This is a genomic window from Streptomyces flavofungini, assembly GCF_041028215.1.
GTDB lineage: Bacteria > Actinomycetota > Actinomycetes > Streptomycetales > Streptomycetaceae > Streptomyces > Streptomyces flavofungini_B.
Map to the genome: position 1 here is coordinate 1 of NZ_JASKYR010000132.1, position 12,343 is coordinate 12,343.

Here is a 12,343-nt window from a genome sequence, read left to right on the forward strand (position 1 = left end):
GTCCGACGCCGTCGTGCTGTCGGCCGCCGTCACCGGGCACCGGGAGGGCGGCGACTGCACCAAGCAGGCCCGGATGCGCCGGGTGACCGTCGAGCTGCGTCGTCCCGTGGGCGAGCGCCGACTGCTCGACGCGCGGACCGGCAGGACCGTCCCGGGCAGCGTCGCGCGTCAGTCCGTCGAGGACTGCTGTGCCGTCGAGCCGCGTACGACCAGTTCCGGTTCGAAGAGCAGTTCGCCCGGGTGGGTCTGAGTGCCCCGGATCTGGGCGCAGAGCAGGTCGACCGCCGCGCGGCCCATCGCCTCGATGGGCTGGCGCACCGTCGAGAGCGGTGGCTCGGTGCAGTTCATGAAGGCCGAGTCGTCGAAGCCGACCACGGAGACGTCGGAGGGTACGGAGAGTCCGCGTCGGCGGGCCGCCCTGATCGCGCCGAGGGCGAGCGGGTCGCTTCCGCACACGATGCCGGTGACGCCGCGGTCGAGGAGCCGCGACGCACCGGCCTGACCGCCCTCCAGGGAGAAGATCGACCGCTCGACGTACTCGTCGGGCAGCTCCGTGCCCGCGGCCCGCGCCACCTCACGGGCGGCCTCCAGCTTGCGCCGCGACGGCATGTGGTCGGAGGGGCCGAGCACCAGGCCGATCCGCTCGTGACCGAGCGAGGCGAGGTGGCGCCACGCCTGCTCGACGGCGACGGCGTCGTCACACGCCACGCAGGGGAAGTCGAGTCCTTCGATCGACGCGTTGATGAGGACGACCGGGATGTTGCGCTCGGCGAGCCTGCGGTAGTGGTCGTGCGGCGCGTCGGCCTCCGCGAAGAGGCCGCCGGCGAAGATGACACCGGAGACGTGCTGCTGGAGGAGGAGGTCCACGTAGTCGGCCTCGGAGACCCCGCCCCTGGTCTGGGTGCACAGCACGGGCGTCAGGCCCTGCTGGGCGAGCGCGCCACCGATCACCTCGGCGAACGCGGGGAAGATCGGGTTCTGCAGTTCCGGGAGCACCAGGCCGACCAGGCGGGCGCGTTCGCCTCTGAGCTGCGTCGGGCGCTCGTAGCCGAGGACGTCGAGCGCCGTCAGCACGGACTGGCGGGTCGCGGCGGAGACGCCGGGCTTGTCGTTGAGGACGCGGCTGACCGTCGCCTCGCTGACCCCCACCTTCTTCGCAACTTGAGCAAGTCGTCGCGTCATGGCCGCAAGAATAGCGCAAACCGCTGCAAGCGAGTTTCGCTCGGGTTACGGGCAAGGAGCACGGCCGCCCGGTGTACGGACGGCCGCGCCGGATCACACCTCAGGGCTGCATGGTGAGTTTGAAGGTGGACGTGTCGTTCTTGGTGTTCTGTCCGTTGCCGCTGAACTTCGGCCGTACGAAGGTGGCTTCGCCGACCGCCGGTCCCTGGCCCGCCTCGGGCAGCTCGTTGACGTAGACGCCGATCGGCGCGCCCGAGATGGACACATCCGTGAAGATCGTGTCCTTCACCGGGAACTCGGGGTTGCCGCCGGTGTACTTCGTCTGGAACATCACTCCGTGGTACGTCGGGTCCACGATGTCGACGTTGTTCACCCTGATCCCCTGGAAGACCTTGGACGCGGAGAACGCCCAGATCGCGGGGAAATCCTGGCCCTTCCAGAAGGTGCCGCCCGCCCGTTCGATCGTGATGTTCTCGAAGGTGGTCGGGTCGGTGCCGAAGCCGTTCATCGGGTAACCGAAGTCCAGGGAGCTGATGGTGATCCCGGAGTAGACCAGGGTGTCGGCTATGCGGATGTTGCGGAAGGTGTTGTTGTAGCCGCCGTAGACGGCGACACCCGCCGCGCGCCAGGTCAGGATCGTGGTCAGGTTCTCGTAGACGTTGTTCTTCATGTCCGCGCCCCCGGCGTCGATCGCCGAGAAGAGGGCGAAGCTGTCGTCCCCGGTGGCCCGCGCCTCGTTGTTGCTGACCAGGTTGTCGGTGCTGCCGTTGGTCATGTTGACGCCGTCGGCGAACATGTCGCGGATGCGCGCGTTCTTGATGGTCATGCGGTCGGTGTTGGCGCCCCAGTACAGGCACACCATGTGTTCGTTCCAGATGTCGTCGATGGTGATGTCGGAGACGTTCTGGAAGTCGAACACCTTGCCGGGTCCGTCGATGCGGGACGTGTAGTTGCCGAAGTAGGCGAAGCCCGAGAAGGACGAGCCCTTGGCGCTCGCCTCCGCGCGGAATCCGATGTCCGTGTTCTCCTGGGACTTCGGCGCGTGGAAGCGGGTGAACCAGGGTCCCGCGCCGACCACCTTGACGGCCTTGCCGTAGACCTGGAACTTGTTGCTCGTCTCGTAGTCACCCGCGGGGAGGTAGACGCCGGTCAGCTTTCCGCTGGTGTCCATGCGGACCTTGTCCAGGGCGTTCTGCACGTCCTGGTGACCGAACCCGGCGGGCACCGCGTAGGAGCCGGGGTCGGGGTTGGCCTTCGGTGCCACCTGCTCCATGTCGACGAAGTCGATCGCGTAGCGGGAGGTGTTCGCGCTGTCCTTCTGGAGCTTGATCCTGCTGCCCGCCTTGACCGTCGAGCCGAGCATGATGTTCGCCTCGTCGTAGATGTGCCGGGCGGGTCCGGCACCGGGCGAGTTGCCGGGCGCGGCCTCGTCTCCGTACAGCCAGGCGTATTTGGAGGTGAGGTCGATCGCCTTGCGGAAGGTGCCGTCGACATAGACGTTCAGGGTCGCCTCGGTGCCGCCGCCGCCCGGTGCGTCCGGGATGGAGAAGCGGGTGACCAGGGTGTTGGTGTCCTGCTTGGCGGTGAACTCCACCGACTCGCCGGTCGAGTTCAGCGTGACGGCCTTGCGGCCCGACGCCTCGCCCGCCAGGTCGCCGACGGTGCGGTTGGGTCCGACCGTCCTGGCGCCGCCCGCGAGGACACCGTCCTCCGCCTCGTAGGTGTCGTAGGGCATGTCGGCGCCGCGGCCGACGTAGAGCGAGCGGGTGCTGGTGTTGTTCGCGCGCTTGACCGGCAGTTCGTTGGCGTCGTCGGCGATGACCGTCTTGATGGTGAAGCGGCCGCCCGCCGCCGTCCAGGTGCCGAGCCTGACCGGTGCGGTGGTGTCACCGGCGCCGATCGTGCCGTTGTGCTCGCCGGTCAGGGTCTTCACCGTGGCGCCCTTGTCGTCCTGGACGACGAGGGTGATGCCGTGCGCGCCGGACGCGGACGCCTTGGTGCCCTGGTTCCTGACGGCGACGGTGAAGGTGACGTCCTTGCCCTTGGTGGGTGCGGACGGTGTCCAGCTCACCGGCGAGGCCACCAGGTCGGCGGAGTCCACCGGCTTGACCACCAGCGGGCTCGGCCCCGTGAAGGTGTTGTTGCCCTCGTCCTGCTCCACCACCTTGTTCTCCGGGTCCACCTCGGCGCTGAAGGGATACGAGCCCGCGGGGCGCGCCCCGGCCTTGGTGGTCACCGTGGCGGACTCGCCCGCGCCGAGCGCGCCCACGGTCGCCGTACCGGCCTTGTCGCCGCCGAGGCGGAAGGTGGCGTCGGTGGCGGTGGAGGCCTCGCTGCCGCGGTTGCGCACGGTCGCGCTCAGCGTCAGCTCGTCGGTCTCGGCCGGTGTCTCCGGTGCGTAGGACAGCTTGGTGATCTCCAGGTCGGGGTTGGCCGCCGGGGCGCCGAGCACCTGGAACTCGGCCACCTGCCCGGCCGTCGACCCGCTGTTGGCGGTGAAGCGCAGGCGCACGTCGGCGGCCTTCGCCGAGACCGGGATGGTGACGGTGTTCTGGTTGCCGGACGGGCTGAAGGTGTACTCCTTCGCCGCCACCAGCGAGGTGAAGTCATCGCCCTTCTGATCGCGGCCGAGGACCTGCACGGTCTGGGTGCGGGTGCTCCATCCCGGGTCCGGGTTCAGCTTGACGACGACCGAGTCGACGTCGGCGTTGGCACCGAGCTTGACGGTGAGGGTGTTGGGGTAGCTGTTCGCGGCGCCCTCCCAGTAGGTGGACGTCTGGCCGTCGTTGGCGTTTTCCGCGACATAGGTGTGGATCACCGAGGAGGCCGCGATGGGCTTGCCCTCGGCCAGGTTCTTGTTGCCGCCGCCCGCCCGGGTGACGGCGTTGCTGTGGGCCGAGACGTTGCCCGCCGCGTCCCTGGCCCGCACCGTGTAGGTGACCGTGGTGTTGGCCGAGCGGGTGTCGGTGTACGTCGTCACGTCACCGGCCACGGACTTCAGGAGCTTGCCGTCGGCGTAGACGTCGTACGCGGTGACCTTGACGTTGTCGCTCGACGCGGTCCAGGTCAGTTTGATCTCACTGGTCGACGGCTGGCTGTAGGCCAGGTTCGCGGGCGCGGTCGGGGCCTGGGTGTCACCGCCCTCGCCCTTGCGGGTCACGGAGTTGCTGTTGGCCGAGGCGTTGCCCGCCGCGTCGCGCGCCCGTACGTAGTAGGTGACGTCGGCGCTCACCGGCTGGGTGTCGGTGTAGGTGCGGACGTCTCCGGCGACGCTGGTGCGCAGCTCGCCGTTGGCGTAGACGTCGTAGGCGGTGACGCCCTTGTCGTCCTCCGCGGCGTCCCAGGTCAGTCTGACCCGGCCCGGCTCGGGTTCGGTGATGGCGAGGTTCTTGGGCGCGGTGGGTGCCTGGGAGTCGCCGCCCGCCGGGCCGTAGATCTCCAGCTCGGAGAGCTGGCCGCCGGGTTGCGCGGTGTTGGCGCTGATCAGCACACGGACGTAGCGGGTGCTCGCGCCGTCGAAGGAGAGCGTCGCGGAGTGCTCGGTGGCCGCGGTGAAGGCGTACTCCTTGGACGCGGTCAGGTCGGTGAAGTCCGAGCCGTTGGTGCTGCCCTGGATCTTCAGGGTCTGGCTGCGGCCGCCCCAGCCGTCGGGCAGCCGCAGCACCACCTCGTCGATCCGCCTCGTCGCGCCGAGGTCGGCCTGTATCCACTGGGGCAGCTTGTTGTTCTCGCTCTCCCAGTAGCTGTCGCGGTTGCCGTCGTTGGCGTTGGCCGCGACGTAGTTCTGGGTGTGGGTGCCGGCCTTGAGGGTCTTGCCGAGCGCCAGGTTGACCGAGGCGTCGGCGGCGGCGTGCACCTGGAGTTCGGCGAGCTGGGCGGCGGGCCAGCCGGTGTTGGCGGTGACGTGCACACGGATGTGCCGGGTCCGGGTGGCGGGGAAGCCGATGGTCACCGAGTTGCCCGCGCCGGGCTCGAAGGAGCGCGCGGCGGACGCGGAGAGGGTGCTGAAGCTCTCCCCGTCGGTGCTGCCCTGGACGGACAGGGTCTGCTTGCGCGCCTCCCAGGCGGCGGGCAGCCTGAGGACCACCTCGTCGACGCGGGTCGCCCGGCCGAGGTCGACCTGGACCCACTGCGGCAGGTCGGAGGAGGCGCTCTCCCAGTACGAGCCGGGGTCGCCGTCGGTGACCCGCCCGGCGGTGTGGTCGGACTTGGCGCTGCTCGCCTTGGCGGGCTTGCCCGCGGCGAGGTCGGGGCCGCCCGCCGCCATGGCGGGCAGCGCGGGCAGTCCGAGCAGGAGCAGGCTCGCGGTGAGCGCGGCGGCGAACGGCCGCCACCACCGGTGGGATCTCCGGGCGGCGCCCACGGCACCTCTGATGCGTTGCATGGCTCTCGTAACTCCTTCGCTCTGGTGGCGCGCAGGATTTCGCGTTGAAGAGTGGGAGAATTGCAGAGTTCTGTTGAGTTGACTACAGACCGCGCTGAAGTCGTGACCACTCCGCAGCCCCACGGGGGCCGTCACACACAGCGCCCGCACGAGGTCACCGCCCCGCACGTCCAGGTCGAGTGGCCGATGTGCGGGTCCCTGATCGCTCAAGCCGATGCTCTGGACGCCACTTCACCCCTTCAATCTCGTTTTTGCAATCTTCGTACAAGTTATTGCGCGAGGGTTGCGACGATGGTTATGTATGCGCCGCACCCGGCAGCACCCGCAGCACCACAGCACGACCCGGAGGGGGTCCCCCGATGTCAACCACGAGCAGCCGTGCGCTCTCGCTCGCCACAGCCGCCGTTCTCGCGCTGGTGCCGTTGTCCGCCTGCGGCACCAGCAGCGACGGAGCCGAATCGGATTCCGGCGGCAAGGTGACGCTCGACGTCAACGGGCAGCCGCCCAAGACCCAGGCCTTCGAACGCAAGCTCTTCGACAAGCACGTGCAGCAGTTCGAGAAGGCCCATCCGGACATCGACATCGTGCCCCACGAGGGCTTCATGGACCCGAAGACCTTCAACGCCAAGCTGGCGGGCGGCAAGCTGGAGGACGTCTTCTACGTCTACTTCACCGACACCCGGTCCCTGATCGAGAAGAGGCAGGCCGCGGACATCACCGACGCCGTCAAGGACATGCCGCACCGCGACGACGTCCAGGACCCGCTGATGAAGATCTTCCAGGACGGCAAGGGCCGCCAGTACGGCCTGCCGACGTCCAACTACTCGATGGGTCTCGTCTACAACCGCGCCCTGTTCAAGAAGGCCGGGCTCGACCCCGACCAGGCGCCCAGGACCTGGGCGGACGTGCGCAGGGCGGCCAAGAGGATCGCGGCTCTCGGCGACAACACGGTGGGCTACGCCGACTTCTCCAAGAACAACCAGGGCGGTTGGCACTACACGGCGGAGCTGTACTCCCGCGGCGGCCGGATCGCCGAGGAGAGCGGCGGCAAGTGGAAGGCCGCCTTCAACACCCCCGAGGGCAAGGCCACCTTCCAGGACCTGTACGACATGCGCTGGAAGGACGACTCCATGGGCAGCAAGCAACTGCTCCAGGTCGAGGACGTCCAGCGCATGATGGGCTCGGGCAAGCTCGGCATGTACATATCGGCGGCCGACAACATCACCGTCATCGCCAAGCAGTTCGGCGGCACGTACAAGGACTACGCCCTGGCCCCCGTGCCGGACGCGAAGGGCACCCTGCTCGGCGGCGAGGGCTACATGATCAACCCCAAGGCGTCCCCGGCGAAGATCAAGGCCGGCGTCCAGTGGATCCAGTGGCGCTACCTCAACCCCGAGCTGATCGAGAAGAACGTCGCCGACTACGCCGAGGCCGACCTGCCGGTGGGCATCCCCATGCCGATGGTCCCCGACGTCTTCGAGGGCGCGGTCCGCGACCGGGTCGAGAAGGTCAAGAAGGACAACGCCAACATGCCGACCGGCAACTACCAGGCGTTCATGGACTCCGCGCCGAACGTGGAAGGCGTGATCGAGCCGCCCAGGGCCCAGGAGGTCTACGCGGTGCTCGACTCGGCGATGCAGTCGGTCCTCACCAAGAAGGACGCCGACATCGACGCGCTTCTCGACGACGCCGAGAAGAAGGTCAACGCGATCTACAGCGCCTCCTGATGAGCATGTCGCTCAAGACCTCGCCGAAGGCCCCGTCCCGCCCGGCGCCCACGCGCCCGCTGTCCACCGCCTCCCAGGGGAGGCGGGCGGCCCGGCGCCGGGTGCTGCGGGAGCACCTGACGGCGTACGGGTTCCTCTGCGCCGCCGTGGTGATCTTCGCGCTGTTCTCGTGGTGGCCGATCATCCGCAATGTGTTCCTGGGCTTCCAGGAGGTCAACTTCGCCACGGGGAACACCTGGAACGGCCTCGACAACTTCCGGAAGCTCCTCAACGACCCGCTCTTCCTCACCGCCTGGAAGAACACCGGCCTGTTCACCCTGTACGCGCTGCTGCTCGGCTTCGCGGTGCCGTTCCTGACCGCGGTGCTCCTGAACGAGTTCCGGCACGCGCGGGCGTACTTCCGGGTCCTCGTCTACCTGCCCGTGATGCTGCCCCCGGTGGTGGTGGCGCTGATGTGGAAGTGGTTCTACGACCCGGGCCCGGGGCTGCTCAACGAGATCCTGCGCACCCTGCACCTGCCGACATCGGCCTGGCTGGACTCCTCCTCCACCTCGCTGATCTCCCTGGTCATCGTCTCGACCTGGGCCAACATGGGCACCACGACCCTGATCTACCTCGCCGCGCTCCAGACCATCCCGGGCGAGCTGTACGAGGCCGCCGAGCTCGACGGCGCCAACGTGTGGCAGCGGCTGCGCCACGTCACCGTCCCGCAGACCCGGTTCGTGCTGCTGGTCCTGCTGCTGCTCCAGATCGTGGCCACGATGCAGGTGTTCACCGAGCCCTATGTGATGACCGGCGGCGGCCCCGAGGACTCCACGGTGACCGTGATGTTCCTGGTCTACCGCTACGCCTTCGTCTACAACGACTTCGGCACCGCCAGCGCGCTGAGCCTGCTGCTCCTGATCGTCCTGGCCGCCTTCTCCGCCCTCTATCTGCGGGTCACCCGCGCCGCGAAGGAGTGAGGGGATTGTCCGCCTCGACGCGCACCCTCGTCCGCCCCGCCGTCCTCAGGACGCGCAAGGGACGGCTGGTCTACTGGTCGACGCTCACCGTCGCGCTCGTCCTGTTCACGGTGGCCTTCATCGTCCCGATGTACTGGGCCGCGACCGGCGCCATGAAGTCCTCCACGGAGCTTGCGCAGAACCCGCCCACCTACGTCCCCGAGAGCTGGCACCCCGAGAACTACGCCAAGGCGTGGCGGGAGATGGACCTGGCCGACTACTTCCTCAACACGGTGATCCTGGCCGGAGGCGCCTGGCTGGTCCAGCTGGCGGTGCAGGTCCCGGCCGCCTACGCCCTGTCGAAGCTGCGCCCGCGCTTCGGCAACGTGGTGCTCGGCGCGATGCTGGTGACCCTGATGATGCCCGCCACCGCCCTGCTGGTGCCGGTCTACCTCACCGTGGTGGACGTGCCGCTCTTCAACCGCAACCTGATCAACAGTCCCAGCGCCGTCTGGCTGCCCGCCGCCGCCAACGCGTTCAACATCTACATCCTGAAGAACTTCTTCGACCGCATCCCCGACGAACTCCTCGACGCGGCCAGGGTCGACGGCGCGGGACCGCTGACGACCATGTGGCGCATCGTGCTCCCACTGGCCCGGCCGATCCTCGCGGTGGTCTCCATCCTCTCCGTCGTCACGGCCTGGAAGGACTTCCTCTGGCCGCTGCTCGTCCTGCCCGACCCGGCCCAGCAGCCGCTGAGCGTCTTCCTCCAGCGCGTCGCCCAGGACACCCCGCTGAACAGCCTGGTGGCCGGGCTCGTGATGGCCTCCCTGCCGCTGATCGCGCTGTTCCTGGTCTTCCAGCGCCACATCGTCGCGGGGCTCGGCGCCGGCAGCCTCAAGGGCTGAGCCGCGCTCCCCTCCCCGCCCCTTGCGTCCGTACGCGATCCGTACGAAAGGACTCCCTCTTGCCCAGCACGGAGTGGTGGCGCAGCGCTGCCATCTATCAGGTGTACGTCCGTTCCTTCGCGGACGGGAACGGCGATGGCACCGGCGACCTGTCCGGTGTCCGGGCCCGGCTGCCCTATCTGGCGGACCTCGGCGTGGACGCCCTGTGGTTCACCCCGTGGTACCTCTCGCCGCTGGCCGACGGCGGCTACGACGTGGCCGACTACCGCACCATCGACCCGGCCTTCGGCAGCCTCTGCGAGGCCGAGAAGCTGATCGCCGAGGCCCGGGAGCTGGGTCTGCGCTGCATCGTGGACATCGTGCCGAACCACGTGTCCGACCAGCACGAATGGTTCAAGGCCGCCCTCGCGGCGGGGCCCGGCTCCGCCGAGCGGGAGCTGTTCCACTTCCGGCCCTTCTCCGAGGAGCCGCCCAACGACTGGGTGGGTGAGTTCGGCGGGGTGCCGTGGTCGCGCACGGAGGACGGCGAGTGGTACCTGCACCTCTTCGCGCCCGAACAGCCCGACCTCAACTGGAGCCACCCCAAGGTGCGCGAGGAACACGAGGAGGTGCTGCGCTTCTGGTTCGAGCGGGGCGCGTCGGGGGTGCGCATCGACTCCGCGGCGCTGCTCGCCAAGGCCGAAGGGCTGCCCTCGATGGACCCCGCACGGCCCCACCCCTTCCACGACCAGCCCGGGCTGCACGACATCTACCGCTCCTGGCGGCGGATCGCCGATGAGTACGGGGCCGCGCTGATCGGCGAGATCTGGCTGCCGGACGCGGAGCGGTTCGCCCGCTATCTGCGCCCCGACGAGCTGCACACCGCCTTCAATTTCGACTTCCTCTCCCGGCCGTGGGACCCGGCGCAGCTCTGGGCGTCGATCGACCTCACCCTGTCCACGCACGCGCCGGTCGGCGCGCCCGCCACCTGGGTCCTAGCCAACCACGACGTGACCCGCACGGTCACCCGTTACGGGCGGGCCGAGGACACCGGCTTCGCCTTCGAGCGCAAGCGCTTCGGCACCCCCACCGATCTGGCGCTCGGCACCCGCAGGGCGCGGGCCGCCGCCCTGCTCACCCTGGCGCTGCCCGGCTCGCTCTATCTGTACCAGGGCGAGGAGCTGGGCCTCCCGGAGGCGGAGATCGCCCCCGAGTGCATCCAGGACCCGATGTACGCGCGCTCGGGCGGGGTGGACCCGGGCCGGGACGGCTGCCGGGTACCGCTGCCCTGGGAAGGGGCACCGGAGCGGAGCTGGCTGCCGGTGCCGCCGGACTGGGCCGCCTACGCCGCCGACGCTCAGGCGCACGACCCAGGGTCGATGCTCTCCCTCTACCGTACGGCCCTGCGGCTGCGGCGCGCCTTCGGCGACGCCGGGCCGCTGCACCGGCTGCGCTCCGACGAGCCGCGTGTCCTGTCCTTCGCCCGTACCTCCGAACGGGACGGCACCACCTGGATCTGTCTGGTCAATTTCGGACCCGCCGAGGTGACGCTGCCCGCCGACACAGAACTCCTGCTGGCCAGCGGTCCCTTGTCCCCGCGGGGGCGGCTGCCACAGGACACCGCGGTCTGGCTGCGGGCCTGACGGAGCGCCCGCGGCCAGACCGCACATCTCCGGCGGTTCCGGCGTTTGCACCGCCGTCGAAGGGCAACCCTGAAATGGGGCGGAACGTGACGTTCCGCCCTGCGCCCGGACCCCCTCGCCCTGGAGACCGCATGTCAGAGCAGCGCACAAGCTCGTTCGCGACCGTGAACCCGTACACCGGGGAGACCCTCGCCGAGTTCCCGTCCATCGAGGGCGAGGAGGTCGACGCCGCGCTGGCCACCGCGGATCACGCGTTCAGGGCGTGGCGCGAGCGGCCCATCGCCGAGCGCGCGGCCGTGGTCGGGCGGACGGCGGCCCTCATGCGGGAGCGCAAGGAGGAGCTTGCCCAGCTCATCACCCTGGAGATGGGCAAGCTCATCTCCGAGGCGCGCGGCGAGGTCGACCTCGCCGCCTCGATCCTGGAGTACTACGCGGAGCACGGTCCGGACTTCGCCGCCGCCGAGCCGCTCGACGTCGAGGAGGGCGAGGCGTACCTGCTCAGCGAGCCGCTCGGTGTCCTGCTCGGCGTCATGCCGTGGAACTTCCCGCTCTACCAGGTGGTCCGCTTCGCCGAGCCCAACCTGGTGCTCGGCAACACCGTGCTGGTCAAGCACGCGGGCATCTGTCCGCAGTCGGCGCTCGCCCTGGAGACGCTGTTCCGTGACGCGGCGGCGGCCCAGGGCGTCGAGGATGTCGAGGGCGTATACACGAACCTGTTCGTCGGGCACGACGAGATCGCGCGGATCATCGACAGCCCGGTCGTCCGGGGCGCCTCCCTGACCGGCAGCGAGGGCGCGGGCGCCCGGGTCGCCGAGCGCGCCGGGCGGAACATGAAGCCGAGCCTCCTCGAACTCGGCGGCAGCGACGTCTTCATCGTCCTGGACGGCGAGAACCTGGAGCGCACGGTGCGGGCGGCGGTGGCGGGCCGGATGGCGAACACCGGCCAGAGCTGTGTCGCCTCGAAGCGGTTCATCGTCCTCGCCGACGTGTACGACGACTTCGTGGCCGGGATGCGGCGCGCGTTCGAGGCGCTGCGGCCGGGCGATCCCGCGGACGAGGCGACCACCCTGGGCCCGCTCTCCTCCGAGCAGGCCGCCTCGGACCTCGCCGACCAGATCCGCGAGACGGTCGAGCAGGGTGCGGAGCTGGTCACCGGCGGCCACCGGATCGACCGTCCGGGTGCCTTCGTCGAGGCCACGGTCCTCACCGGCGTCAAGCCGGGCATGCGCGCCTACGCCGAGGAGCTCTTCGGGCCCGCCGCGGTCGTGTACCGGGTGGCCGACGAGGACGAGGCCGTCGCGCTCGCCAACGACAGCCAGTACGGGCTCGGCGGGTCGGTGTTCTGCGCGGACGAGGCGCGCGGGCGCCGGGTGGCCGAGCGCGTCGAGACCGGCATGGTCTGGGTCAACCACCCGACCTCGACCCAGCCCGACCTGCCGTTCGGCGGCATCAAGCGCTCCGGCTACGGCCGCGAGCTCTCGCAGCTCGGCATGCGGGAGTTCGTCAACCGCAAGCTGGTCAGGGTGCTGCCGCCGGACGCGGAGCTGCGCGGGATCGCGGGTTAGAACCCGCGCAGCTC

Annotated in this window: 7 protein-coding genes and 1 pseudogene; 6 read left to right on the forward strand and 2 right to left on the reverse strand. The window is 69.6% G+C overall.

Features of this window, described 5'->3' with window-relative positions:
- A pseudogene (locus AB8Z36_RS12080) lies at nucleotides 1-250 on the forward strand (hypothetical protein); the annotation flags it as partial.
- On the opposite strand, the gene AB8Z36_RS12085 reads toward AB8Z36_RS12080, so the two are convergent.
- Complete coding sequence (locus AB8Z36_RS12085; protein WP_369213250.1) at nucleotides 169-1,182, reverse strand: LacI family DNA-binding transcriptional regulator; 1,014 nt, start codon at nucleotides 1,180-1,182, stop codon at nucleotides 169-171. The pseudogene AB8Z36_RS12080 and the gene AB8Z36_RS12085 overlap by 82 nt on opposite strands.
- Before the next feature lie 100 nt (nucleotides 1,183-1,282).
- Entirely contained in the window at nucleotides 1,283-5,566 is a 4,284-nt protein-coding gene (locus tag AB8Z36_RS12090; RefSeq protein ID WP_369213251.1) for a discoidin domain-containing protein, read from the reverse strand.
- Between the two features lie 359 nt (nucleotides 5,567-5,925).
- On the opposite strand from AB8Z36_RS12090, the gene AB8Z36_RS12095 reads away from it, so the two are divergent.
- The 5 genes from AB8Z36_RS12095 to AB8Z36_RS12115 all read left to right on the forward strand — a co-directional run bounded on the left by AB8Z36_RS12095 (nucleotide 5,926) and on the right by AB8Z36_RS12115 (nucleotide 12,329).
- Entirely contained in the window at nucleotides 5,926-7,293 is a 1,368-nt protein-coding gene (locus AB8Z36_RS12095) for an ABC transporter substrate-binding protein (protein WP_369213252.1), read from the forward strand.
- A gap of 5 nt (nucleotides 7,294-7,298) precedes the next feature.
- A complete protein-coding gene (locus AB8Z36_RS12100; RefSeq protein ID WP_369213256.1) occupies nucleotides 7,299-8,255 on the forward strand; it encodes a carbohydrate ABC transporter permease in 957 nt (318 codons plus the stop codon).
- 5 nt (nucleotides 8,256-8,260) lie between these two features.
- On the forward strand, nucleotides 8,261-9,142 hold the full coding sequence (locus AB8Z36_RS12105; protein ID WP_369213253.1) for a carbohydrate ABC transporter permease: 882 nt from the start codon (nucleotides 8,261-8,263) through the stop codon (nucleotides 9,140-9,142).
- 59 nt (nucleotides 9,143-9,201) lie between these two features.
- Nucleotides 9,202-10,764, forward strand: coding sequence for a glycoside hydrolase family 13 protein (locus AB8Z36_RS12110; RefSeq protein WP_369213254.1), 1,563 nt, complete (start codon nucleotides 9,202-9,204; stop codon nucleotides 10,762-10,764).
- 131 nt (nucleotides 10,765-10,895) lie between these two features.
- Complete coding sequence (locus AB8Z36_RS12115; protein WP_369213255.1) at nucleotides 10,896-12,329, forward strand: NAD-dependent succinate-semialdehyde dehydrogenase; 1,434 nt, start codon at nucleotides 10,896-10,898, stop codon at nucleotides 12,327-12,329.
- Nucleotides 12,330-12,343 lie beyond the last annotated feature (14 nt).

Excerpts from the sequence above, each read along its gene's own strand:
- AB8Z36_RS12115 (WP_369213255.1), top strand. The coding sequence starts at position 10,896 with ATGTCAGAGCAGCGCACAAGCTCGTTCGCGACCGTGAACCCGTACACC.
- AB8Z36_RS12100 (WP_369213256.1), top strand. The coding sequence starts at position 7,299 with ATGTCGCTCAAGACCTCGCCGAAGGCCCCGTCCCGCCCGGCGCCCACG.
- AB8Z36_RS12090 (WP_369213251.1), bottom strand. The coding sequence starts at position 5,566 with ATGCAACGCATCAGAGGTGCCGTGGGCGCCGCCCGGAGATCCCACCGG.
- AB8Z36_RS12085 (WP_369213250.1), bottom strand. The coding sequence starts at position 1,182 with ATGACGCGACGACTTGCTCAAGTTGCGAAGAAGGTGGGGGTCAGCGAG.
- AB8Z36_RS12095 (WP_369213252.1), top strand. The coding sequence starts at position 5,926 with ATGTCAACCACGAGCAGCCGTGCGCTCTCGCTCGCCACAGCCGCCGTT.